This window comes from Naasia aerilata (assembly GCF_030296595.1).
GTDB lineage: Bacteria > Actinomycetota > Actinomycetes > Actinomycetales > Microbacteriaceae > Naasia > Naasia aerilata.
This window is the reverse complement of record NZ_AP027731.1, coordinates 1614375-1637805: the sequence shown is the minus strand read 5'-3', so window position 1 is coordinate 1637805 and position 23431 is coordinate 1614375. Positions and strand designations below refer to the sequence as shown.

At 72.4% G+C, this 23431-nt stretch carries 18 protein-coding genes and 4 pseudogenes; 10 read left to right on the top strand and 12 right to left on the bottom strand.

The features are described 5' to 3' along the window. Positions 1 to 42 precede the first annotated feature (42 nt). Positions 43 to 957 carry a decaprenyl-phosphate phosphoribosyltransferase gene (locus QUE51_RS08785; protein ID WP_350226766.1) on the top strand — a complete coding sequence of 305 codons (915 nt, stop codon included), beginning with the start codon at positions 43 to 45 and terminating at the stop codon, positions 955 to 957. On the opposite strand, the gene QUE51_RS08780 is transcribed toward QUE51_RS08785, so the two are convergent. The 3 genes from QUE51_RS08780 to QUE51_RS08770 are packed head-to-tail and all read right to left on the bottom strand — an operon-like array spanning position 942 to position 3371. Beyond that, complete coding sequence (locus QUE51_RS08780) at positions 942 to 2087, bottom strand: glycosyltransferase family 4 protein (RefSeq protein ID WP_286279138.1); 1146 nt, start codon at positions 2085 to 2087, stop codon at positions 942 to 944. The genes QUE51_RS08785 and QUE51_RS08780 overlap by 16 nt on opposite strands. Positions 2088 to 2091: 4 nt before the next feature. Continuing rightward, positions 2092 to 3090 carry a lipopolysaccharide biosynthesis protein gene (locus QUE51_RS08775; RefSeq protein ID WP_286279136.1) on the bottom strand — a complete coding sequence of 333 codons (999 nt, stop codon included), beginning with the start codon at positions 3088 to 3090 and terminating at the stop codon, positions 2092 to 2094. Next, positions 3057 to 3371 (bottom strand): hypothetical protein, encoded by a 315-nt coding sequence (locus QUE51_RS08770; RefSeq protein WP_286279134.1) that lies wholly within the window; start codon positions 3369 to 3371, stop codon positions 3057 to 3059. Before QUE51_RS08770 ends, QUE51_RS08775 begins: the two co-directional genes overlap by 34 nt. Positions 3372 to 3410: 39 nt before the next feature. On the opposite strand from QUE51_RS08770, the pseudogene QUE51_RS17990 reads away from it, so the two are divergent. Next, a pseudogene (locus QUE51_RS17990) lies at positions 3411 to 4298 on the top strand (arabinosyltransferase domain-containing protein); the annotation flags it as partial. A 97-nt stretch (positions 4299 to 4395) separates the two neighbouring features. Beyond that, positions 4396 to 6540, top strand: coding sequence for an arabinosyltransferase domain-containing protein (locus QUE51_RS08760; RefSeq protein WP_286279132.1), 2145 nt, complete (start codon positions 4396 to 4398; stop codon positions 6538 to 6540). Positions 6541 to 6562: 22 nt separating this feature from the next. Here QUE51_RS08760 and QUE51_RS08755 read toward each other — a convergent pair whose 3' ends face one another. The 3 genes and pseudogenes from QUE51_RS08755 to QUE51_RS08745 all read right to left on the bottom strand — a co-directional run. Further along, the gene (locus QUE51_RS08755; RefSeq protein ID WP_286279131.1) at positions 6563 to 7399 is read right to left on the bottom strand and encodes a glycosyltransferase; all 837 of its coding nucleotides are present in this window, start codon (positions 7397 to 7399) and stop codon (positions 6563 to 6565) included. Further along, a complete protein-coding gene (locus QUE51_RS08750) occupies positions 7392 to 7850 on the bottom strand; it encodes a glycosyltransferase family protein (RefSeq protein ID WP_286279503.1) in 459 nt (152 codons plus the stop codon). Before QUE51_RS08750 ends, QUE51_RS08755 begins: the two co-directional genes overlap by 8 nt. Positions 7851 to 7993: 143 nt before the next feature. After that, a pseudogene (locus QUE51_RS08745) lies at positions 7994 to 8352 on the bottom strand (glycosyltransferase); the annotation flags it as partial. Between the two features lie 272 nt (positions 8353 to 8624). Here QUE51_RS08745 and QUE51_RS08740 point away from each other — a divergent pair. The 3 genes and pseudogenes from QUE51_RS08740 to QUE51_RS08730 all read left to right on the top strand — a co-directional run bounded on the left by QUE51_RS08740 (position 8625) and on the right by QUE51_RS08730 (position 11830). After that, positions 8625 to 9593: a DUF6541 family protein gene (locus tag QUE51_RS08740; RefSeq protein ID WP_286279130.1), complete on the top strand. Its 969-nt coding sequence runs from the start codon at positions 8625 to 8627 to the stop codon at positions 9591 to 9593. Between the two features lie 198 nt (positions 9594 to 9791). After that, a pseudogene (locus QUE51_RS08735) lies at positions 9792 to 10601 on the top strand (DUF6541 family protein); the annotation flags it as partial. Between the two features lie 98 nt (positions 10602 to 10699). Continuing rightward, the gene (locus QUE51_RS08730) at positions 10700 to 11830 is read left to right on the top strand and encodes a glycosyltransferase family 4 protein (protein WP_286279128.1); all 1131 of its coding nucleotides are present in this window, start codon (positions 10700 to 10702) and stop codon (positions 11828 to 11830) included. A 153-nt stretch (positions 11831 to 11983) separates the two neighbouring features. Here QUE51_RS08730 and QUE51_RS08725 read toward each other — a convergent pair whose 3' ends face one another. The 4 genes from QUE51_RS08725 to QUE51_RS08710 all read right to left on the bottom strand — a co-directional run bounded on the left by QUE51_RS08725 (position 11984) and on the right by QUE51_RS08710 (position 16048). After that, positions 11984 to 13417 carry an LCP family protein gene (locus tag QUE51_RS08725; RefSeq protein ID WP_286279127.1) on the bottom strand — a complete coding sequence of 478 codons (1434 nt, stop codon included), beginning with the start codon at positions 13415 to 13417 and terminating at the stop codon, positions 11984 to 11986. Next, positions 13414 to 13899, bottom strand: a complete 486-nt coding sequence (purE, locus tag QUE51_RS08720; protein ID WP_286279125.1) for a 5-(carboxyamino)imidazole ribonucleotide mutase — start codon at positions 13897 to 13899, stop codon at positions 13414 to 13416. Before purE ends, QUE51_RS08725 begins: the two co-directional genes overlap by 4 nt. 188 nt (positions 13900 to 14087) lie before the next feature. Continuing rightward, on the bottom strand, positions 14088 to 14912 hold the full coding sequence (locus QUE51_RS08715; RefSeq protein ID WP_286279123.1) for a hypothetical protein: 825 nt from the start codon (positions 14910 to 14912) through the stop codon (positions 14088 to 14090). Beyond that, positions 14909 to 16048 (bottom strand): hypothetical protein, encoded by a 1140-nt coding sequence (locus tag QUE51_RS08710; RefSeq protein ID WP_286279122.1) that lies wholly within the window; start codon positions 16046 to 16048, stop codon positions 14909 to 14911. Before QUE51_RS08710 ends, QUE51_RS08715 begins: the two co-directional genes overlap by 4 nt. Positions 16049 to 16233: 185 nt before the next feature. Here QUE51_RS08710 and QUE51_RS08705 point away from each other — a divergent pair, with 185 nt between their 5' ends. Further along, a complete protein-coding gene (locus QUE51_RS08705; protein WP_286279121.1) occupies positions 16234 to 18510 on the top strand; it encodes a glycosyltransferase in 2277 nt (758 codons plus the stop codon). On the opposite strand, the gene QUE51_RS08700 is transcribed toward QUE51_RS08705, so the two are convergent. Beyond that, entirely contained in the window at positions 18492 to 19547 is a 1056-nt protein-coding gene (locus QUE51_RS08700) for a glycosyltransferase (protein WP_286279120.1), read from the bottom strand. The two genes, QUE51_RS08705 and QUE51_RS08700, sit on opposite strands and share 19 nt — an antisense overlap. Positions 19548 to 20009: 462 nt before the next feature. On the opposite strand from QUE51_RS08700, the gene QUE51_RS18375 reads away from it, so the two are divergent. The 3 genes and pseudogenes from QUE51_RS18375 (at position 20010) to QUE51_RS08685 (ending at position 22335) form a co-directional block, all read left to right on the top strand. Further along, positions 20010 to 20375, top strand: coding sequence for a hypothetical protein (locus tag QUE51_RS18375; RefSeq protein ID WP_286279118.1), 366 nt, complete (start codon positions 20010 to 20012; stop codon positions 20373 to 20375). 355 nt (positions 20376 to 20730) lie between these two features. Further along, a pseudogene (locus QUE51_RS08690) lies at positions 20731 to 21596 on the top strand (ABC transporter permease). A gap of 16 nt (positions 21597 to 21612) precedes the next feature. Next, positions 21613 to 22335 carry an ABC transporter ATP-binding protein gene (locus tag QUE51_RS08685; RefSeq protein WP_286279328.1) on the top strand — a complete coding sequence of 241 codons (723 nt, stop codon included), beginning with the start codon at positions 21613 to 21615 and terminating at the stop codon, positions 22333 to 22335. 181 nt (positions 22336 to 22516) lie between these two features. On the opposite strand, the gene QUE51_RS08680 is transcribed toward QUE51_RS08685, so the two are convergent. Further along, positions 22517 to 23341, bottom strand: a complete 825-nt coding sequence (locus QUE51_RS08680) for a glycosyltransferase family 2 protein (protein ID WP_286279117.1) — start codon at positions 23339 to 23341, stop codon at positions 22517 to 22519. Positions 23342 to 23431 lie beyond the last annotated feature (90 nt).

The following is a 23431-nucleotide window of genomic DNA, read 5'->3' as shown; positions in this document are numbered from 1 at the left end:
TAGGGTGGCAGGCGACCTGGCCGGTTCGAACAAGGAGCACCGATTAGCGAGCCGGATCTCATCCCCGATGAAGCGCCTGTCGGCCATTCCGTCTTCGGGGGCATCCTCCACACCGCCCGCCCGCGGCAGTGGCTGAAGAACCTCCTCGTCTTCGCCGCCCCGCTCGTGGGCGCGCGCATCCTCGAGCTGGACGTGGCGCTCGCCACGATCGTGGCGTTCGCCGCCTTCTGCCTCTCGGCCTCCGCCGTGTACTTCGTCAACGACGTCCTCGACGTCGAATCGGATCGCGCGCACCCCAAGAAGCGGCACCGCCCCATCCCGTCCGGCTCCGTTCCCATCCCGATCGCGATCGCTGCCGCCGTCCTCCTGTTCGCCGCCGGCCTCGGCATCTCCTTCTTCGCGAACTGGCAGCTCGTCGTCGTCATGGCGGTCTACGACGTCGTCCAGCTCGCGTACTGCTTCTGGCTCAAGCACCAGCCGATCCTCGACATCGCTGTGGTGTCGTCCGGCTTCCTGCTCCGCATGATCGCGGGCGGCGCGGCGACCGGGATCGCCCTCAGCCGCTGGTTCCTCCTCGTCGCCGTGTTCGGCTCCCTGCTGATGGTGGCCGGGAAGCGCTACGCCGAGATCCTGGCCCAGGCCGAGCGCACCGGCGAGGTGCGCGGCTCCCTGAAGGGCTACACGCAGAGCTACCTCGGCTTCGCCTGGCACTCGGCCGCGACGATCCTCATCCTCGGCTACAGCCTCTGGGCCTTCGAGACGTTCGCCGGATCCAAGGGACTGTGGATCTCGCTCTCCGTCGCGCCGTTCATCCTGGCGGTCCTGCGGTACTGCCAGCACATCGACCGCGGTGACGCCGAGGCGCCGGAGGACATCGCCATCGGCGACCGGCTGCTGCAGATCTTCGCGGCCGCGTGGCTCGTGATCCTCGCGCTCGCGATCTACTTCCCGGCCTGATCCCGTCCGCGGCCGCCGGTCGCGAGCCGCTCGAACAGCGCCTCGTAGCGGTCCAGGACGCTTGGCAGGCCGTAGAGCCGAGCCGCCTCCTGCGCGGACGCCTCGCGGTCGAACGCCATGCCGGGCAGCTCGGTGAGGGCCCGCGTGATGGCCTCCGAGTTGCGGCGCGGCACGACCACGCCGAAGCCCGTCTCCATGGCCGGGCGGCGCACACCGGGCAGGTCCGACGCGAGGGCGGGCACGCCCGCCATCATCGCCTCGACCTGCACGATCCCGAACGCCTCGAACGAGTTGACCGACGTGAGGGCGAACACGTCGAGCGAGGCGTAGAAGTCGGCGAGCTGCTCGTCGGGCAGGAACCCGAGGACGCGGATGCGCTCGTCGCCGCCGATCGCGGCCCGCACCCGGTCGATCACGGACCCGCCGGCCACCGCCGAGAAGCTGCCGGCGATGAGCAGGCGGGCGTCCGGATCCTGAAGCTTCGTGAACCCCTCCACGAGGTACTCGATGCCCTTCTCCTCGACCAGCCGGCCGAGGAACCCGACGTGCAGGCCGGGCGTCTCGCGGAACGTGGGGGCGCCGCCGGTGCGGTCGTGGCAGCCGGGCGGGATCACGACGCGGCGGGCGGAGAGGTCCGAGGCGATCCGTGAGGCGTCCGCATAGTCGTCCGACGACACGGCCACCGCGTCGGCGGCCCGCGCGGCGGTGCGGCTCGAGCGGTCCATCGCGAGCTGCTGGACGCGGTTGAGAGCTCCGGGCGGCAGGGCCACGTCGCACTGGTAGGTGAGCGCGACGGCCGCACGCAGCTTGCGGGCCCGGCGTGCGATGTATCCCGCCTCGAGCATCGGCAGGTGCAGGTTCAGCACGTCGGCGTTCCGCGCCTCACGGAGGACCGTCCCGACGAGGGACGGGCTCACGACGCCCTTGCCGATCCGGAGGCGGACGGGCGTCCGGAGAACGCGCACTCCGCCCCGGACCTCCTCGAGCGGCAGGTCCTTGTCGTGCTGTGCCGCGACCACCGTCACGTTGTGGCCGCGAGCAGCCAGGCCCTCCGCGATGTCCCGCGCGACGTTGGTCAGGCCGCTGACGTACGGGGCGTAGTAGTTGAGGGCGAGAACGCAGTCCACCATGCGCCTATTCTGCCCGCTGCACCTCGGGCACCCCGGCGGCGGCCCTCCGGCCGACGGCGACCAGCTCTCCCAGGGCGAGGACCCAGCCGAGCAGGGAGCTGACGAGGAACGAGACCGCGACCGCGGCCACGGGACCGAGCGGCGCCCACAGCGCGGCGCAGCCGATCGCGAACAGCAGGACGGCGGCGACCCAGGCGACGGACGCCCGCCCGTGCCGCTCCGCCGCGATGAGCGCTCCCGCCGTCAGCACGAGGCCCGCGTGCACGCACACGCCGAGCACCAGCAGTGCGACATCCACACCGGGCAGCGATCGTCCCGCACCGAAGACGAGCTCCACCGCCCAGGGCCCGATCAGCCACGCGAGGCCGGCGCCCACCACGCCGACGACGGCGATCCCGGCCGCCAGCCGCAGCATGAGGCCGGTCATCCGCGCCGTCCGCCCCTCCGCGACGAGGCCGGCGAGCGGCGCGACGACCGCCCCCTGGAGCGGCACGAGGAGGAACAGCGGGATGCGCGCGAGCGAGAAGGTCGACTGGAAGGCGCCCGCGGTCCCGGGTTCGACCGCCGCCGCGTTGATGAGGATGGGGCCGACGTTGAGCAGCACCTGGGCCGCCGCGGTTCCGGCGAGGAGGCCGAGCACGGCCCGGCGCATCCGCCGCACATCCTCCCTGCCGGCGGGGGCGCTCGCCAGGGGCCGGCGGAGCATCGGCCCGTGCGCCAGGAGGATCGCGACCATCAGCGCGAGCGCGAAGGCGAGGGCCGAGAGGCGGCCCGTCAGCACGAGGGCTCCGGCGAGCGCCAGCGCGCCGGCGAGCACGACCCGGAGGACGGCGTCGAGGGCGAGCACGTTGGCGTAGGCGGAGAACCTACGGGCGCCCAGGAGGTAGCCGCGCGCGGCGAACTGGATCGCCGAGACGACCACGAACCCTGCAGCGACGAGCAGCGGCTCCGCGGGAAGCCCCGCCGAGATCAGGATGGGCGAGGAGAGGAGGAGCAGAAGCACGATCCCCCGGCCACCTCCGCAGCGATGCGCAGCCCCGCTCGCCCCGCCGCCGCCGCATCCGCGGCCCCCGCCCCGGCGCGGGACAGCTCCTGCTCGACGGGGAGGAAGAGGCCGAAGCCCAGGATGAGCGACAGCGACCAGTACACGGAGAAGAGGTCGTACTGGGCGGCGCCGAGCGACCGCGAGACGGTGCCGAGGAACACGTAGGTGAGGGCGCCGGCGAGAAGCGTTGCGCCGACCGTGTGGGCGACGTGCCGCCGAGACGACACGGGACTCGCCATCCCGCCAGCCTAGCCCGCGGTCCCCGTCGATTACCCTCGATGCTCGTGAGCGTGGGCAGCAGGGAAGGCATCCGGCCCGGGGAGGGCTCCGTCCCGGTCGAGCCCGCAGCGCCCCCGCAGCGACGCCTCGCGCTCCGCGCGGGGATCGCCGGCCTGCTCGCGATCCTGGCCGGCGCCGGGCTGGCGGTCGCACCCGTGACGGTGTCGGACACGATCGTGTCCTGGCCCAAGGAGGGCGCGGGGTCCACGGTCCTCCTCCTCACCAACCAGACGCCGTATCGCCTCGACCTCGCCTTCGATTCGTCGGCGGCCCGGGACGCCCAGGGCGGCACCCTGTTCGCCACCATGAACCCCGAGCGCGACGACGCGAGGACCCTGGGCCTCGTGATGACGGTGGACAGCGACGTCCTGACCGTCGCGTCGGGCGGCAGCTCCGAGGACGTGCCGGTCCCCGCAGGCGCCTCCTTCGCTCTGCACTCGGATGTGGGCGGGATGACGCTGACCCGGGACGGCGAGCAGGTGCTGACCTGGCCCTCTGTGCTGCCGCCCGAGGTGGACGCCCTAGTCACGACCGTGCAGGACCCGTCACTGACTGCGAAGCTGCAGGTCGTCGACGACTTCAACACCACGCCGACGCCGGTCAAGGTCGGCCTGATGATCCTGCTGTGGCTCGCGCTCGCGGCCGCGCTCGTGCTGCTGTGGCTCGACGAGCGGGACAGCCGCGAGCGCTGGAGGGCCATCGCCGCGCCCGAGGCTCGCCCGTGGTGGCGCCGCTTCGTGGTCACCGACGCCGTCGTCGTCCTCGCGCTGGTGGGCTGGGTGTTCATCGGACCGATGACCGACGACGACGGCTACTACGCCAACATGGCGCTGAACTACGGCGATGGCGGCTATGTCGGCAACTACTACCAGATGTTCAACCAGTCGTTCACGCCGTTCACGTGGCTCTGGCAGGCGTTCTACTTCTGGCAGGAGCTCGGGGGCGCTCCCCGTGTGGCTGCGGCTGCCCGCCCTCGCCGCCGCCGTGATCGCCTGGTTCCTCACGCGGCACTTCCTCGACCGCATGATGGGCGAGCGCACCGCCTGGTTCCGGCGGGGCGACCACCTGTTCCTCGGCCTCGTCTACTGCGCGTGGTGGCTGCCCTACGCGATCGGCACGCGCCCCGAGATCCTCGGCGCACTCGGCTCGGCCATCGCCCTCGTGCTCGTCGCACGCGCCGTCGAGCGGCGGTCGCTGCTCCCGGCGGCGTTCGGGGCCATGGCAGCGGGGCTCGCCTTCGCCGCGCATCCGACGGGCGGCGTCGCGTTCGCCCCTCTGCTGCTGGCGATCCCGGCGCTCTGGCGGATCGCGCGGCGCAACGGCACGGTCGCCTCGGCGGTCGCCCGCACGGTCGCCGTGCTGTCGGTGGGCAGCGTGCCGCTGTTCGCGGCCTTCGCCGACGCCAGCCTGCACGACTTCCTCGTCGGCAGCTCCCGCTTTGCCGCGGTCGAGAAGCCGCTCACCTGGACCGACGAGGCTGCCCGCTACGGCCTCCTGCTGTCGGGCGAGCCGATGGGCGCGTTCGCGAAGCGTGCCGTGGTCCTCGTCGCCCTCGTCGCCCTGCTCTGGTTCGCACTGCTCTGGGTGGCGAGCCGCATCCGGAAGACTCCGCTGGGCTTCCGGATGACGCTCGCCGGCTGGTCGCTCGCCATCGGGCTCGTCGCGCTCTGGATCACCACGAGCAAGTGGACGCACCACTTCGGCGCCCTGTCGGTGCTGGGGCCGGTGCTGCTCGCGACGGTGTTCTTCCTCGCCCCGGGCGTGGTCCGGGAGGTCCTCGGCGGCCGGCGCCTTCCCGTCTGGCTGCTGGTGCTCGTGCCGGTCAGCTTTCTGCCGCCCATCATCGTGTCCCTCCAGGGGCCGAACAGCTGGGCGTACGCCTGGGGGCAGTTCCTGTACCGCGCGTGGGTCCCGCCGCAGGTCGGCAGCCTCGGCCTCGCCAGCCTCAAGATCTGGGGCCCCGTCCTCGTCCTCGCCCTCGTCGGCGTGGCCCTGCTGCTGCGCCGGCGAGGTCTCGACTGGCGCAGCGGCGGCATCCTGTTCGCCGCGACCGGCGTCGTCAGCGTCTTCTTCCTCCTGAGCACCGGGTTCCTCTACGGCACGTTCGCCAACGCGGCCGTGCGCGGCCTGTCGAGCTACTCGGTGGGCGCCGCCAACCTCAAGGACCCCAGCGGTCGGGCCTGTCTGACCGAGGACGCCATCACGCTGTGGGACGCCCCCTCCGGCTCCGCTCTGCCGGCGGCGACCGGGGTGGCGGCCGTCATTCCCGTCGCCGCGCCGATCGCGCAGACCCCCGCGCCCGAGATGATCGACCCCGACGCGCTGCCCCTCGGCGGCTGGCCGGCGAGCGATCCGCCACCTGCCGGCGATCTCGACGTCTGGGCGGACTCCGCCGACGGCCTGTCCGCGGCGCGCGAGACGGGCTGGTACGAGCTGCCCGCGAGCCTCGCCGATCGCCAGCGTGTCGCGGTGCTCGTGGGCGGAACGGCCACCGACGAGGACGCGACGGGGGTCATCGCGCAGGTCGGCACCCGCAGCGGCGACCGCGTGACGGTCCGCCACGAGCTCTGGCTGACCGACGCCGCCGTGCGGCCGGGTTGGCGCAGCATCACGATGGACCTCGGACCGGCCGACCTGGGCGACGGTGCCGTGCTCCGCCTGGTCGGCGTGGATGGCAGCACCGGGGCGGGCAAGTGGTTCGGCTTCAGCGAGCCACGGCTCGCGGACGGCGTGCGGATGAACGACTACGTGCAGCACGGCGAACCCACCCTGGTCGCGTGGCAGTCGAGCTTCTGGTTCCCCTGCGAGCGGCCGATTCGCATCGCTGACGGCATTCTCGAGCCGCCCGCCGTCGCAACGACGTGGGGCAACGTGGCCCCCGACAACATCTGGGTCGAGCGCCGCGGCGGGGCACTCGCCGGGGTCGCCCGCATCGCGACCGTCTCGACTCCCGCCACCGAGATGGTCGAGGCCGGCTCCCTGTGGGGCCGCGTCGAGACCTTCGCGTACCCCTATCCAACGGACGGCTACACCGTCAGCTCCACGCCGCGCACGGCGATGGGCTGGAGCTCGCCGTTCGGGGAGGCCTCGCAGATCGTGGCCGCGAAGCGCGCGGGCGTCCTGCGCTAGCTGCGCTCAGCCGCGAGGTCGGTCAGCCGTGCGGGACGTTCCGCACGATGATGCGCTGGTAGAGGACCTTCCGGACCGCGACGGGCAGGAACCGGTACAGCCCGCGCGTCACCAGGTTGCGGGCGTACTGCGAGCGGGTGGTGAAGCCGCGCCCGCGCATCAGTCGCTGCAGCCGGAGCTCGGCACGGAACTGGCCGAGGCCGCCGCGGCGGTTGTAGGCGCCCGCGCCGACCCGGTACATCACGAGCGGATCCGGCAGGTTCGCGACCTTCGCGCCCGAGTCGATCATCCGCACGAAGAGCCAGTAGTCCTCCATCAGCCCGAGCGGCTGGTAGCCGCCGGCCTTCCGGACGGCGGCCTTGCGGTACACGACCGTCGGATGGTTGAAGGGGTCGTGGAACCGCGAGTACCGGACGATCTCCTGCTGCCCGGTGGGCGGGACCCGGCGGCCGCTCACGACCTTCGTGTCGTCGAGGAACTCGAGCATTCCGGTCCCCACGATGTCGACGCCGGTGGCGAGGACCTCCAGCTGCCGGGCGAAGCGGTCCGGCAGGGAGACGTCGTCGGCGTCCATCCGGGCGACGATGCCGTGCCTGCAGGCCTCGAGGCCCTTCTCGAGCGCAACCGCGAGGCCGACGTTCTGCGCCAGGCGCACGCGCGTGACCGGGACGGGGCTGGCCTCCACGCTCTCGGAGATCGCCTCGTCGAGCGCGGGCGGGATCGGGCCGTCCTGCACGAGGACGACCTCGTCGGGGGCCCGGGTCTGGTCGAGCACGCTGCTCTTGAACGCGAGCCGGAAGTGCTCGGGGTCGTCGCGGAAGTAGACCGGCAGGAGGAGCGAGAACGGCTCGTCAGCCATGAAGGGCCCGGAGCCGCTCGAACTCGGTCACGGCGGCGCTTCCCGCGCCCAGGCCGGCCAGCACCTCGACGTTCGGGCGGGGCGGGCGGAGGCCGTCTGTGACGGCCTTGGGCAGTTGCGCCAGGAGGGCGCGACGGTCGGCGGACCGGGCGATGGTCCGCGCCCAGCGGACCACGGTCGACGCGCCGTACACCGCCTTCTCGAGGAGGCTGAGCCCTCGCGAGCGGAGGAACAGCCAGAGCTTGTTGCGCACCTCGTAGTAGAAGCGGGGTCCAGGGTCGACGTCGGTCGAGCCGAGCGCCTTCGTCTTGTGCACCACGACGCTCGCGGGGACGAACATGCCGGGCCGGCCGCGAAGGACCCGCGTCGAGAAGTCGAAGTCGTCGTTCCAGATGAAGTAGTCGGCGATCGGCAGCCCGGCCCGGAGCGCGGCGGGGGCGCTGACCAGCATCGAGACGAAGGATGAGCTGCGGACGGCAAGCCCCCGGCGGCGGTCGCGGCCGCCTTGGCCCGCTTCGATGCGAAGGGATTCTCGCGCGGCGTGTTCATCGGGTGGTCGCTGCCGTCGGTCCAGATCACCCGGGATCCGCCGAGCACGGCGGCCGGGATGCGGGCCAGGGTGGCGAGGAGCGCGTCCAGCGCCGTCGGCGTGGGGATGGTGTCGTCGTCCATCAGCCACACCCAGTCGGCGCCGCGGACGGCGACCGCGTGCGCGAGCCCCACGGCGAAGCCTCCCGCCCCGCCGACGTTGCGGTCGAGCTCGAGGAGGTCGACCCCGGGACGTCGCGCACCGCATCCGCGGAGCCATCGGTCGAGGCATTGTCGACCACCACGATCCCCGCGACGGGGACGGTCTGGTCGCGCACCGCCTGCACGGCCTCGAGGAGCAGCTCGCGCCTGTTGTAGGAGACGATCACGGCCACGACCGCGACGCGCTCGTTCGTCGCTGCCATCGCCGACAGCTTACTTGCCCGCTCCGCGGAGGCCGGGCGCCCGGCCGCGCGCGGTTCGGGACCGAATCACGGAGATCCAGCGCGAGATCCGCCCGGAGCCGCATGCGCGATTCCTGCCAACCTCGGATCTCCGTGACTTGGCCCGGAGAGGGCACTCCGCATGCCGCGCCCGGACCCTCCCGGCTCCCCTCAACCCCGGCGGTTAGGGTGGAGCTCCGCCCGAGACACGGAGCTGACCTGAACCGACACGCCGCCGCCGGGACGTCCCGGCGATGATCGCCGCCCTCGCCGGCGCCGTGCTGATCGTGGTCCTTCCGGGCGCCGTGGCGGCCTACGCCCTCGGCCTGCGCGGCCTGCACCTCCTGGGCCTCGCCGGTCCGCTCAGCGTCGCGCTGACCGCAGGCATCGCCGTGCTCCTCGCGCCCCTCGGCATCCCCTTCCTCTGGTGGCAGCCCCTCGCGGCGGCGGTCCTCGTTCTGGTCGTCCGCGTCGCGATCCGGCGGCGGCTGCCCGCCCTTCCCCTGTCGGGCTGGGGGCTGGCCGTGCTCGCGGCGATCGCCGCGTCGGGTGCGGTCGCGGGACTGATCGCCTTCGGCGGGGTGCCGCTCGGCGCCGTCAACTCGACCTACGACGGGATCTTCCACCTCAACGCGGTGGCCTACATCCTGTCGACGGGCGACGGATCCTCCTTCGACCTCTATCGGATGACCCACCCGGGGACCGATCTCGAGTTCTACCCCGCGGCCTGGCACGACCTCGTCGCCGCCACGGTGCAGCTGACGGGCGCACCCATCCCCCTCGCCACAAACGCGACCTGGATCGCGGTGACCGGCGGCGTCTGGATCCCCGGCGTCGTCTACCTGGCCGCGACCGCGTTCGGGGACCGGGCGCGCGTGCTCGTCGCACTGCTCGCCGCCCCGCTCGCCACCGTGTTCGCGGCCGCCCCCTACCTGCTCCTCGACTGGGGGACGCTCTTCCCCACCGGCCTCGCCTACGCTCTGCTGCCCTCCGGACTCGCTCTTCTCGTCCTGGTGCTGCGGGTCGTGCCTCAGCCCGACGCGGCCCGTCTCGGGCCGCTCGTGCTCATCGCGTGCGCGGCCCTGTGGACGCTCGCGGCGGGGATGAGCCATCCCCGGTCGCTGTTCGGCCTCGTCGTGCTCGGCCTGCCCCTCGTCCTGCTCTGGGGGCGCGCATCGTGGCCCGCCAGTGGGCGGACCCCGCGGGCCGGCGGCGTGTGCTGATCATCGGCGGCGGCGGGCTCGCGGTGCTGGTGGTCGCGGGGACGCTGGGCTGGCTCTACGTGTACCGCACGTTCGACGTCGCGAACCGCCCCATCTCCGACCACCTCAACGGCGGTCCCGCGACCGCCCACCAGGACATGTGGCAGTCGTTCCTCCAGGCGCTGCTCGGCGCACCGGTCGTCCCCCGCCGAGACCGCCGTCTCGCCCACCTGGCTGCTGAGCCTGCTGGCCGTCGCGGCTCTCGCCGTGGCCGTGGTCACCCCGGAATGGCGCTGGGCCGCGGTCGCCTGGCTCCTCGTTGCCGCCCTCTACTGCCTGGCAGCCGGCTCCAACTCGGACTTCGCGAAGCTGGCCACCGGCATCTGGTACAAGGACAAGTACCGGCTGATCTCCCTCCTCCCGGTGATCCTGGTCCCTCTCGCGGCAGCAGCTCTGGCACGCTACGCGGGCGCGGCGGCCACCGCGGGCCGGGCGAGGCGCACCGCGGGCGCCGCCGGGCTCGCCCTCCTCACCGCAGGGATCCTCGCGGCCGCCTGGTTCGGACCGAGCCTCACCCAGACGCGGGCGGCCATCGCCACGGTCTACGAAGTGCCCGATGGGCCGAAGGACGGCGCGCTGCTGAACCGGGACGAGCTCGACCTCCTCGAGCGCCTGCCCGAGCTCACGCCGAAGGATGCGGTCGTCGTAGGGAACCCCTGGAACGGCTCGACCCTGAGCTGGGCCGTCGGCGACCGGGAGCCGCTGTTCCCCCACCTCACCGGGGACTGGGGCGCCGACCGTCTCACGGTCGCGAACGGCCTCGACCAGCTCGCCGCGAACCCCGAGGTGTGCGCGGCCCTCGGCCGCCTCGGCGCCGAGTACCTCTTCGTCGCGCCCGGGCTGCTGTGGAACGGGGATCCGCAGGCGGGGGCCTTCGCGGCCATCGACCGGACCGACCCCGCCGCCATCGGCGAGGAGGTCGCCCGGGAGGGCGACGCGGCGCTCTACCGGATCACCGCCTGCGGCTGACTCGAGGAGCGGCGGACCGGTTCGCCGGTCGTTCTGAGGATCGGCTCGCCGCGCAATCCCCAACCCCCGCTGGCTCCCCCGATAGGCTCCTCAGCGCCATGGTGACCCTCCGCGTGATCGTCGACAGCGCGCTCGAAGGGTCCCCGCGCGGGATCGCCCGCTATGCCGAGGAGCTGACCCGCGCACTCATCGCCACGGCGCCTCAGGACTGCGACGTGGAGGGGGTCGTCTCGGCCGCGCCGGACGCCGAGCACGCCGCGCTGCTGGCGCGTCTCCCCGGCCTCCGCGGCCTGCACAAGACGGTCCTCAGCCGGCGCGAGCTCTACGCCGCCTGGCAGCACGGGATCAGCACCGTCCCTCTGCACGGCATGGTGCACTCGACGACCCTGCTGGCGCCGCTGCGCGGCCACGACCGCAACCGGCTGCCCGGGGAGCAGACCGTCGTGACCATCCACGACGCGTCGCCCTGGCTGCATCCCGACTCCGCCGGCGACCGCGGCGGCTGGGTCCGGGCCATGGCCAAGCGCGCCCGGAAGCACGCGGACGCCGTCGTCGTGCCGAGCCACGCGGTGGCCACCGACCTCGCCCAGCACATCGACTTCGGCGAGCGGGTGCGGGTCATCGGCGGCGCGCCCTCCCTGGTGCTCCCCGAGGACCGGGACGCGATCGCCGCCCGCCTCAAGCTGCCGGGCGACTACCTCGTCGCCATGAGTGGCCTGCAGCGGCGCAAGGCGCTCGAAGTGGTCCTGGAGGCCCTCGCCCTTCCCGGTGTCCCCGACCTCCCCCTCGTCGTCGTCGGTCCGGACGCGCACGGCGGTCGCACCCTCGCCACGGCCGTGATGGAGGCGGGCCTCCCCGCCGAGCGGGTGCACGCCGTGGGCGTCCTCGAGGACGCCGAGCTCGCGGTCGTGCTGGACGGCGCCGCCGCCTACGTCATGCCGAGCCTCAGCGAGGGCTTCGGGCTCAGCGTCGTCGAGGCGTTCTCGCTCGGCACCCCGGTGATCTGCTCGGACGCGCCAGCCCTGGTCGAGATTGCGGACGGCGCCGCCGTGCTGGTCGCGCGCGAGCCGGGCGCCGGCTATGCCGAGCGGTTCGCCGCCGCCATCACCGAGACGCTGAGCGACTCCGACCGCCTGGGCCAGCTCTCGGTGCTGGGCCTCGACCGCTCGCGGGCGTTCAGCTGGCGCGACTCGGGCGAGAAGGTCTGGCAGCTCCACGCCGACCTCTGAGCGCGGGCCTGCCGTCGCCGGCGCTTCTGCCGCCCTTGTCACCTTCCCTCAACAGGCATTCCTGCCTCCAACAGGCAGAAGTCGGCCCGATCCTCCTGTTCAGGGCAGAAACGCCTGTTGAGGGACAGGGTCGGCTCCCGCCGGGGCGCGGACTCAGCCGCCCGTCGTGGCAGCAGGCGGGGCGATCGCCTCCGCCACCTTCTGGTGGATGAAGTCGTAGTCGGGGTCGGACGGGTCGATCAGGTCCGGGACGAACTCGATGTCGTTGACGGCCTGCCCCTTCGCCTTGAGCGCGAGGTCGACGAAGTGGCCGAGCGTCCCCTGCGGGATGTCCGTCTTCACCACGTCGGCGCCGGCCTTCGCGACGCTCTCGAAGTGCACCAGCACGTTGGCGGGGTCGAGCTGGTTGAGCATCGCCTCCTGCACCTCGCGCTGGCGCACCATCCGGTCGTAGTCGCTCGTGCCGTGCCGGGAGCGGGCGTACCAGAGCGCGTGGTTGCCGTCCATGTGCTGCACGCCGGGCTCGAGCCACGCGTCGGTGATCGGGTTGCCGTCCTCGTCGACGTCGCCGCCGATGGGCAGGCGCTCCTTGACGTCGATCGTGATGCCGCCGAGCGCGTTGATGAGCTGCTCGAACCCCTGCATGTCGATGAGGACGTAGTACTGGATCTGGATGCCGAGCGCCCCCTCGACCGCGTCGCGCATCGCCTCGATGCCCGGGTCGCTGCCCTCGGCGACGGCGTTCGGGTAGAGCTCCGGGCTCTTCAGCGTGACCTCGGTGTAGATCGAGTTCAGCTGGCAGACGTCCACGTTGCACGTGTCGTCGTAGCCGTACCCGTTCGGGTAGGTCGCGAGCATCGGCGAATCGGCCGAGAAGGGGATGTTCGTGAGGTCGCGGGGAAGACCGAACATCGCGACGCTGCCGGTGGAGTCGTCCACGCTGACCACGGAGACGCTGTCGGGCCGGAGTCCGTCCCGGTCGGGGCCCGCATCGCCGCCGAGCAGCATCACGTTGTAGCGCCCGTTGATCGGCGGCTCCGGCGGAGCGGCCGAGAACACGCTCGAGATGGTCGAGCGCGTGACGCCCGCCAGCACCGCCCCGTAGCCGGCACCCGCGGTGAGCAGCACGAGGGCGACGACGGAGAAGAGGGCGATGGCGGGCCGGGCCGCGCCGCGCACGCGGACGAAGCGCACCAGGCGGAGGGTGTCGAGCGTGAGGATCACCCACAGCACCGCGTAGGCGATGAGGAGCCCCTGCGCGACCCAGAGGACGATGGGATTGGTCACGAGGGTGAAGAGGACGCCGCGCGCCGTGACGGCCAGCACGACCGCGAGGACGACGAGGGCCCAGAGGATCAGCGTCGCGCCGAGCGCGAAGCGGCCGAGCCGACGGCTGCCCGCGAGCACCTGTGCGGATCCGGGGACCAGGAGGTTGAGCACGACCAGGAACCAGCCGCGGCGGGTCATCACCGACTCGGTCACGGGATTGGGCGTCCGGAGGGTGCTGCTCGCCCCCAGCCCGCCGCCGGACCGGTCGCGAGCTCGTCCGGCGCCCGCGTAGGCGACCTGCGACGGAACCCTGGTCACGGGCTGTCCACAGGGTTCAGGCTCGCGCGGAGCGCGGCGTCCTTCTGCTCGACGAGCTCGGCGAGGCCGGCGCGGTGCTGCTCGAGGCGGGCGGTCAGTGCCGCGTCGCCCGAGGCGAGGATCTGCACCGCGAGCAGGCCGGCGTTGGTCGCACCGCCGATCGACACGGCGGCGACCGGCACGCCGGCCGGCATCTGCACGATGGACAGCAGCGAGTCGAGGCCGTCGAGGCGGGCAAGCGGCACCGGGACGCCGATGACGGGGAGCGTCGTGACGCTCGCGAGCATGCCGGGCAGATGGGCGGCGCCCCCGGCGCCCGCGATGATCACCCGGATGCCCCGGGACGCCGCGGTGCGGCCGTACTCGATCATCCGGTCCGGGGTGCGGTGCGCGCTGCGGACTGCGACCTCGTGGGCCACCCCGAACTCGGCGAGGACCTGCGCGGCGGCGCTCATCACGGACCAGTCCGAGTCGGAGCCCATGACGACGCCGACGAGGGCGCCGCCGCGCGGTCGTCGTTCGGGCGTGCGGCCAGAAGGTCGTCGGACATGCTCGCAATGGTAAGCGGACTCCCTTCCGGTTCCCCGGTGGCCGCACGCGGTTCGCGCGGGTGCGATTCTCGACCCGCGGCTGAGCCTCGGCAGCCGATGCGCCGGCGCGCAGGTTCAGCTCAGCGGCACTCGTTGCGGAGCACGTCGACCGCGGTCGGGTAGTTCTCGTTCCCGTCGATCTCCTGCACGCGCACCCAGCAGTCCGCCGAGTCGGGCACCAGGCGGCGCCATCGGGCGAGGTCGTCCTGGTAGAGGACGAGGTAGTCGGCCGTCGGAATCGGGTCGGCGAAGCGGAATCCCGTGCTCTCGTAGGACTCGATCTGGATCGGCTCCACGTCGTTGCACAGCGACGGCCCGTAGAGCCCGTACGGCAGGGTCGACAGCAGCGCCGACTCGCGCATCCCGGCCTCCGACAGCCCGCCGGAGGTCTGGAGGGCGATGTCGTAGCAGCCCTCGTCGTCCGGGAGCCAGGAGATCGGTTCGCCGCGCCCCCACACGCCGCCCGGGGTGATCGGCTGGGCCGACTCCGGAAGCGCCCGCAGGAGGCGGATGTCGGACAGCCCCGGGAAGACCATCTTCTCGGTCCACGCGACCTGGCCGACGACCGCCAGCAGCGCCAGCACCCCGGCGACCACCTCGAACACGAGCGGCGCGGTCACGGTGAGGGTGGTGAGCAGCAGCGCGGTGAGCAGCAGGATCGTCGGCCCGATCACGTAGCGCGCGTCGAAGGTGGCCGGCTGCACCAGCAGGATGATGAGGGCCAGGACGACGATCACGCCCTGCGCCCGCCAGCCGCCGCCGCGCACGAGCGAAGCGTTTCCCGCCCTCCGCCGACGCCGCAGCCAGACGGCCTGCGCGAGGAGGAGGGCGACCAGGAGGAGGACGACGAGGAGGGGCAGGTAGCCGAAGCCGCCGGACCGGGGGTCGTAGTCGACCTTGGTCACGCCGTGCAGGATCCCGTCCCCGATGTCGAGCGAGTAGGTGAGCCAGCGGAGCGGGTCGACGAGGCCCGATCCGCGGTCCCCCGAGGCGAAGACGCTGAGGTCGATGATGCCCGGGAAGTCGAGGGCCCGACCTTCGTCTTCACCGGATACACCGGGTTCCCGAACACGACGAAGTTGCGCAGGTAGAAGCCGCTCGCGAGGACGGCTGCGGGGACGAAGGCGGCGAGGATCCGGCCGAGGGTGGGCAGCACCCGGGCACCGTCGCGGCGCAGGCGCCACACGGCGACCGCGGCGTAGGCGACGAGGAGGAGGGCGCCGGTCAGGATCCCCGCCGGCTTCATGGCGACGATGGAGACTCCTGCGATGCCGGCGACGACGAAGTCGAGCGAGCGGGTGTGCCGCACGGTCGCGATCATCACGACGAGGGCGACCAGGGCCCCCGCGTAGGCGACGTCGACGTAGAGGATGCGCGGCTGCATCCAGACCACCGGCGCGGTGACCAGCAGGGCCGCGAGCGCCATGCGGATCCAGGACCGGGCGAAGCGGGTGCGCAGCGCCGCGTTGATCGCCAGCATCAGGAGAACCAGGTGCGGGATCTGGATGCCGTTGTCGAAGACCGCGGCGCCCGTGAAGGTGGCCAGGTTGAGTCCGCTCACCATGGTGAGGTCGGTGTAGAAGAGGTACTGGTTGGGCGCGTCCCAGCCCCACAGCGTCCCCTGCTGGACCAGCTGCGCGAGGGTCGGCCCGTGGTACAGCTGGCCGTCGATGGAGAGCTCCGGCGCGAGCGCCGCGGCGACGCCCTGTACGAGGACGAGGGCGCCCACGATCGCGATCGCGCCCCAGTTCCGGCGCAGGATGGGGGCGATGTCCGCCGACGCCCGGCGCAGCCGCGAGCGCAGCGGGGCGCTCGCGAGCGACACTCCGGCGGCCAGGGCCAGGATGAGGTTCGCGGACTGCCACGGGATGCCGAGGAGCATCGCGCCGAGCAGCACGAGCGCGTAGCCGTTCACCGCCACCATGGCGGCGTAGAGCAGGGCGACGGGCCTCCCGCGGCGCGGCGCGGCGAGCAGGTACGTCCCGGCGAACAGCACCGCCTGAAGGAGGAGGCCGACGTTCCCCGCGACGGTGTTGAGCACACCCGAGGATAACGGGGCGGCCGATTCTCCCCCGCGCCGGACACGACCGGGAGGGCCTCAGAACGGCGTCATCCGCGGGCCGGGGCGGGCGGAGCAATGCCTCCGTGTCAGAATCGATGTTCGGGCCGCAGGTGTCGGCACACCGACTCTCCGGCCTGGCCCCTACGTCTGGAGACCACATCTCGATGCCGCTTCCGCAGAGCCCCGACCTGACCGTGGTGGTCACCGCCCACCGCGAGGGCCGGCTGCTGCGCCCCACCCTCCGGTCGATCCGGGCGGCTCTGGCCGCCCTCTCGGGAGACACGGTCGAGCTCCTCCTCGTCTGCGACAACGCCGACGCGCGGACGCTCGCGGAGGCGCAGCGCTGGCGGGACCTGCCCGATCTGCCCTTCCCCGTGCGCATCCACGAGGTGCACCTCGGCGAGTCCGGGGCGTCGCGCAACGCGGGCGCCCGGGAGGCGACGGGCGAGTTCGTCGCCTTCGTCGACGGCGACGACCTCGTGTCCGCGAACTACTTCTCCGAGGCCCTGCGGCTGCTCCGCGCGGCGGACACGCCGACGATCGTGCACCCCGAGTACATCCTCAACTTCGGCGCACGGTCGCTGCTCTGGCGGGCCGAGTCGACGCGCCGGCACGACATCAGCTACCGGGACCTGATGCGCCACAACCTGTGGCCCTCCTCGGCGGTCACCCGCCGAAGCGTCTACCTCGAGCACCCGTACCGGTCCCTCCCGCCGGAGGCCGGCTACGGACCCGAGGACTGGATCTGGAACATCGACACGAGCGCCGCGGGCATCACCCACGACCTCGCACCCGACACGGTCTTCTTCTACCGGGTGCGCGAGACCGGAGGCGTCAACAACCGGCACTCGGTCTCGATCCTCCCGGAGTTCGACCTCGAGGGGCTCCGGCGCAACCTGCCGATCGTGAGCGCGGACGAGGCGCCCGCGGGCAAGCGGACCACGCAGGAGCTCGCGGCCAAGGTCTACTCGACCGCCCTGCCCGTCGCGAGGGCCGCGACGAGCTGGCTGAGCCACGACGTCAAGCGGGTCATGTACCAGTCGGCACGCTGGACGCTCCGGGCGGTGACCGGGCGGCGCAACGCGAGCCGCGCCTCGCTGAGCGTGAAGGGCGCGCTCATGGCCGCGGCCGAGATCGAGCCCGCCATCTCGTGGACCGCCTACGACTTCGAGAAGCTGCCCGCGTGGCGCGCCCGGGACGATGGCTACGCCGAGGTCATCGAGGACGCCCTCGCGGCGATCGGCGAGCGGCACGGAGCACTCGTGGCCGTCCCGTGGGTCGGGGTCGGGGGCGCGGATCTCGTCTCGATCAACTACGCGAGGGCGCTGCAGTCGACGGAGCTCTTCGGCGGCCGGACGACGATGCTCGGCACCTACCTGGAGGAGAAGACGCTCCCCGAGATGGTTCCGGACGGGGTCGCCTACGCGCACCTGGACGAGCGCTGGCTCGCGTTCCCGCCGCACGTGCGCAAGCGGCTGCTCGCGCAGATCATCGTCCTCGCCCGGCCGAAGCTGATCGTGTCGGTCAACAGCTTCCACTTCACCGAGGCGCTGCAGGCCCACGCGGCTCAGATCCTCGACGGGACGGACGCCTACTCGACGCTCTTCGCGTTCGACCGCATCGGCGACGGCTACCCGACCAACCCGATCACGGACGACAGCCAGCGCGCCTACCTGGACCATCTCAACGGCCTGATCACGGACAACACGACGACGGCCGCGCTGATCGAGGACATCCTCGCTCTGCCGCCCGGCAGGATCCTGGTGCACCGCCAGCCCGCGGCGACGAAGGCGCCGCTCGACGACGCCTCGTCCGCCGCGTTCAACGACGAGCGCTTCACCGATGGCACCCCCTTCCGCCTGCTGTGGCCTCACCGTCTCGACGACGAGAAGCGCCCGGACGCCCTGGTCGCTATCGCCGACGAGCTTCGCCGGCGCGGTGTCCCCGCCGTGATCGAGGTGTGGGGACAGCGCGTGCTGTCGTCGAAGGGCAGCGCGCTGATGCGGGACCTGGAGAAGGCCGGCGTCGTCTATCGCGGTCCCTACTCCGGCGGGCTCTCGTCCATCGACCTCGCGCGGTACCACGCGCTGCTGCTGACCTCGAAGTCCGAGGGGCTCCCGCTCGTGCTGGTGCAGGCTCTCCAGCTCGGCCTGCCGGTCATCGCCTCGGCCGTCGGCGGCGTGCCGGACATCATCCACGACGGCGAGACCGGCCTGCTCACGGCGGGGCCGGACGACGCCCCGGGGTTCGCCGACGCGATCCAGCGGATGATGGGCGACCGCGGCCTTCGGCGCTCGGTCATCGAGCGGGGGCGGGCCTACGCCGAGGCGCAGCACTCCTGGAGCGCGTTCCAGGCGACCATCGGGCGCGACCTGATCTCTCCGGCGATGCTCGCCGCGGCTCCCGCCGCGGGGCGCTCGCCTCAGCCCTCGCGGAGGTAGCCGTCGAGGGTGCGCAGCACCTCGTCGAAGGCCTCGGTGCTGAAGCGCCGCCGCACGGCCTGCTGCGCCGCGGCGGCGCGGCGCTGCGCCTCGCCGAAGTCCGCCGCGATGGCGGCGAAGGCCGCGACGTAGCCGGCGGCGTCATCGAACGCCGGCACCGGGTAGCCCGTCTCGGCGCTGAGGACCTCGCCGACGCCGCCGACCAGCGGCGCGACGACGGGCACCCCCGCGGTCATCGCCTCCAGGACCGTCAGCGGCACGCCCTCCCACTCGCTGGTCAGCACGTACGCGTCGAGGTCGCCGAGCGGGACCTCCGCGAACCGGCTGTACGGCGGATGGCGGACGGCGCCCAGCTCCTCGAGCTCGGCGAGGCTGGCGGAAAGCGCCGGGGTGCCCATCACCTCGAGCCCGTAGTAGTGCATCTCCAGCGGGAATTCGGCGTCGCGCGCGGCTCGCACGACCCTCGCCAGGATGTCGATGCGCTTGGGCAGGTCGAACCGACCCGCCCAGAACACGCGCAGCGGCGATCCCGCGGACGAGGGCATCGGGCGCTCGACGGACTGGACCACGCTGCGCTGCACCGCAAACTTCTCCCGCGGGTACCCCAGCTCGCGGACCGCCGTGTCGACGAACTGCTCGCTGTCGACCAGGACAGCCCGCACCGGGTCGAGGAACCCGGGCCGGCGCAGGAAGAGCACGGAGAGCCGCTCGCCGTCCGGCGACCTGTCGATCGCGAAGGTCGTGAGGAACAGCGCAGAGGGCAGGTCGGGGCCGTGCTGCTCCAGGACGTCGAAGGCGACCGTGGAGTTGAACGCGTGCACCGTGTGGGGGGCCAGCTGAGCGATGAGGGAGGGGACGATCGACTCCACCAGGTCGTCCCGGTGCAGGCCCGCCTCGAGCAGCTGTCGCGACTCCGCGATGCGCACGTGGGCCGGCATCGCCGACAGCTGCGGGGAGGGGTCGGGCTCCGTCGTGATGAGTGCGGTGCGGGCACCGGGGTCGAGCCGCTCGACGGCCGCGACGTACTGGCGCAGCACGGTGTCCCCTCCCCGGTCCGAACCCAGGGCGCGAAGAAGAGGTAGTCGACGGTCGAGCCTACCCGCGCGAGCATCCACCAGTAGCCGCGCGCGGCCTGCTCGATCGGCTTGCGGGTCTCCGCGACCCGCTCGTACCACCGGCCCACGTCGGCGCGCGGGTAGGACACCAGCGGCTCCAGCCGGTTGGCGGCCCGCCAGGCCTCCTGCACCCAGGAGGGGAACGCCCCGGTGCGCGACCGCGCGATGCGGCGGGCCCCGCGCACCCACGGCTCCGCCACGGTGCGGACGGCCCGGCCGACGGGCAGCCCCCGGACGACGAGGTCCGCGGAGCGGCGGCGCTCGGCACGCGGAGCGGGCACGGTGGCGGCGAAGATCTCGCTCGACAGGAAAGGCACGCGGGGAAGCAGCTCGGCGTGCCGCTCCCACGGAGCCGCCTTCGTCCACACGCGCGGGAAGTGGAGGGTGCCGGGCACCGCCGCATGGCGGACGCCCGCCCCGACGACGGCGGCCTGCCAAGCGGCGTCGGCGACCGCGTCGGGCGCCTCCGGATACGGCAGCCGGCTCCAGGTCTCGGCCGAGGCGAGCACCGCCGAGCTCCACGCGGTGGCGACGGGCAGCAGCACCACGCCCTCCTCGTGCGCCGGCTGGGGCCACCAGCCGCTCCGGCGGCCGAAGCTCACGGCCGTCTCGGGGTGGGCGACCACCGGGCCCTCCGCTCCCGACACGGCGGCGGACGCCGCACGCAGCCAGCCGTCCGAGACGAGGTCGCCGGCGTCCAGCACGCCGACGAGGCCGCCCTGCGCTGCGCCGAGCCCGGCGTTGCGCTGAGACGATCGGGACCCGTCCTCCGCGACCACGACCCGGGCGTCGAGCCCGGCTCCGGACAGGACGGCGCGGACCGCTCGCTCATCCGCCGGGGAGCACACGACGACCACCTCGAGCGACGCCGCATCGCGGGACTCGAGCACGGAGCGGACGCTCGGGAGCACGGCGCGCCCGGCACGCCCGACGGCCACGACGACCGAGATCTCGGGTGCGCTCACGCGTGTGCCTGCGCGGGCGAGGGCAGGACCGCCGGAGGGCGCGTTCGGGCCACAGGCTCCCCCGTCCGTCTTGGTCCATTGTGTGCGCGGCGCCACCTACACTAATCCGGTGGCCGCACGGAGCGGTCCTAAGGGAGATCATGACCACCGATACCGCATCGGGCGTGCCCCTCCGCGCGCCCGGCTCCGGCCTGGGCCTCATCGATGTCGTCCGCCGGCGCCACCTCCTCGCACTCCTGGTGCGCAAGGAGGTGCAGATCCGGTATCGCGGCTCCGTGCTCGGGTGGCTGTGGTCCTATGTCAAGCCGCTGATCCAGTTCGCGGTCTTCTTCGTGGCCCTCGGCATCTTCCTGCGGCTCAACAGCTCCGTCGGGTTCTACCCGCTCTATCTCCTGTCGGGCATCACGGTGGTGACGTTCTTCACCGAGGCGTTCTCGAACGGCACGCGGAGCATCGTGGACAACGCGGCGCTGATCAAGAAGATCTTCGTGCCGCGCGAGCTCTTCCCCGTCGCGAGCATGCTCGTCGCGACGGTCAACACGCTGCCGCAGGTGGTCGTGGTCATCGTGATCGCGCTGTTCTCCGGCTGGCAGTTCTCCTCGCGGCCGTCGGCGCCATCCTGCTGTCCCTCATCATCGTCGCGATCTTCGCCACAGGGCTCGGGATGCTCTTCGGCGCCATCAACGTCGCCTACCGCGATGCCCAGAGCCTGGTCGACATCATCGGCATGTGCGCCGTGTGGGCCTCTCCCGTCATGTACTCGTGGACCGCGGTCGCCGACCGGCTCGGCCCCGTCGGGTTCACGCTCTACCGGCTGAACCCGATCACCGCCGCGGTGGAGCTGGCCCACGCCGGCTTCTGGCTCCCGCTCGATCCGCACTCGGCCGCGGCCCTGCCGGACCTGATGACGTTCGGGATGCTCGGGCTCGTGATCGCGCTGCTGACGCTCCTGCTCGGGCAGTTCGTCTTCCGGCGCCTGGAGGGCCGCTTTGCTCAAGAGCTCTGACACCACCCAGACCGCGGTGGAAGAGGCGATCGTCGTCGAGAACCTCCGCAAGTCGTTCAAGCTGCGCCACACGCACTCCCTCAAGGAGACGTTCCTCGCCGCGATGAAGCGGAAGCCGCTGACGACCGACTTCAACGCCCTGAACGACGTCTCCTTCTCGGTCGCGCGCGGCGAATCCCTCGCCCTGCTCGGCTTCAACGGCTCGGGCAAGTCGACGATGCTCAAGCTCATCTCCGGCGTCCTCGCACCCGACCACGGGCGCGTCCTCACGCGAGGCCGGGTCGCCGGGCTCATCGAGGTGGGCGCGGGCTTCCACCCGGATCTCTCCGGCCGGGAGAACGTCTACCTCAACGCCGCCATCCTCGGCATGTCCAAGCGGGAGACCGAGGCCCGCTTCGACGAGATCGTCGCGTTCAGCGAGATCGAGCGCTTCATCGACACCGAGGTGAAGCACTACTCGTCCGGCATGTTCCTCCGCCTGGCGTTCTCCGTCGCCATCCACACGGAGGTCGACATCCTGCTCATCGACGAGATCCTCTCCGTGGGCGACGAGCCGTTCCAGGAGAAGTGCCTGGCCCGGATCCGCGGACTCCACGACGAGGGCAAGACGCTCGTGGTCGTCAGCCACGACCTCAACATGGTGTCGAACCTGTGCCAGCGCGGCGTGCTGCTGCGCGGCGGCCAGATCGCCTTCGACGGCGACAGCAAGGAGGCCGTCGCGCTGATGCGCGCCGGCTGAGCCCTAGGGCCGAAGGCCGCGAGAAGACTCGAGCGGCCCGCGGCTTCCTCCTGCGCGCCCGCGGTCATGGCGCGGCGCTCGAGAACGCGCAGCACCTTCGACCGGACCCGGCGCACGCGCGACCAGAACGGGTGCGTCGCGTTGATCTCCGCGACGATCCGGTGCCGCTGCTCGTCGAGCTTCAGCTCGAGGCTGCGGTTGAAGTCCTCCTCAGCCGCCGCTCGACGAGGGCGATGTAGAGGGGCAGGCCGGGGCCGTTCTCGGCCACCCAGGCGCGCAGGGCGAGATCGCGGACGGCGAGGTCGTCGCGGGAGTGCTGGCCGGCGAGCTCGAACATGCTGTTGCTGTCCGCGCCCTCCGCGGCCGGACGATGCGTCCAGAACGCGAGCGCCTCGCCGCCCAGGAAGGCGACCGGGTGCTTCGCGGCCACGCGCAGGTAGAAGTCCCAGTCTTCGACGGTGAGGAGCGACTCGTCGTAGTACCCGACCTCGTCATGGATCGACCGGCGGTAGAGGAAGGAGATCGGAACGGCTCGGTTGACCTCGAGGAGGCTGGTGAAGGTGATCCCGGTGAGGCCCTCCCAGAACGGGGCCCGGCCGACGGCCGACCAGCCGTCCTCGCTGCGCTCCTCGATGACGATCTCGGTCGCGACCACGACTCCCGCGTCGGCGGGGCTTTCGTCGAGCGTGGCGACCGTGCGGAGGAGGAAGTCGGCGTGCCAGAGGTCGTCGTCGTCGTGCAGCACGACATACGGAGCCGTGGTCGCCCGAATGCCGGCGTTGGCGGCGGCGCAGCGGCCCGCCTTGCCCGGGGTGTTCAGCACCGTGATCCGGTCCTGGATGCCCGACTCCTCCAGCACCGCCTGGACCGCGGCTTCGTCGCCGCCATCGTTGACGACGAGGACCTCGGCGTCGGTGAAGGTCTGGCCGGCGATGTCCGCCAGCGCCCGTCGGAGGAAGTAGGGCCGGTCCTTGGTCCGCACGATGACCGCCACGCGATGTGCCATGGCTGACACCCTAGAGGCCGCAGGGCCCGACCTCGCCTGCGGCACGTCGGCGCGCTGACGCCCGCCCTCGCGGCGACGAGGGGCGCCGGA

Coding starts and splice junctions, on each gene's coding strand:
- QUE51_RS08770 (WP_286279134.1), bottom strand. CDS start 3,371: ATGGCGAGTCCCGTGTCGTCTCGGCGGCACGTCGCCCACACGGTCGGC.
- QUE51_RS08730 (WP_286279128.1), top strand. CDS start 10,700: ATGGTGACCCTCCGCGTGATCGTCGACAGCGCGCTCGAAGGGTCCCCG.
- QUE51_RS08680 (WP_286279117.1), bottom strand. CDS start 23,341: ATGGCACATCGCGTGGCGGTCATCGTGCGGACCAAGGACCGGCCCTAC.
- QUE51_RS08740 (WP_286279130.1), top strand. CDS start 8,625: ATGATCGCCGCCCTCGCCGGCGCCGTGCTGATCGTGGTCCTTCCGGGC.
- QUE51_RS08780 (WP_286279138.1), bottom strand. CDS start 2,087: ATGGTGGACTGCGTTCTCGCCCTCAACTACTACGCCCCGTACGTCAGC.
- purE (WP_286279125.1), bottom strand. CDS start 13,899: ATGGGCTCCGACTCGGACTGGTCCGTGATGAGCGCCGCCGCGCAGGTC.
- QUE51_RS08705 (WP_286279121.1), top strand. CDS start 16,234: ATGCCGCTTCCGCAGAGCCCCGACCTGACCGTGGTGGTCACCGCCCAC.
- QUE51_RS08755 (WP_286279131.1), bottom strand. CDS start 7,399: ATGGCTGACGAGCCGTTCTCGCTCCTCCTGCCGGTCTACTTCCGCGAC.
- QUE51_RS08750 (WP_286279503.1), bottom strand. CDS start 7,850: ATGCTGGTCAGCGCCCCCGCCGCGCTCCGGGCCGGGCTGCCGATCGCC.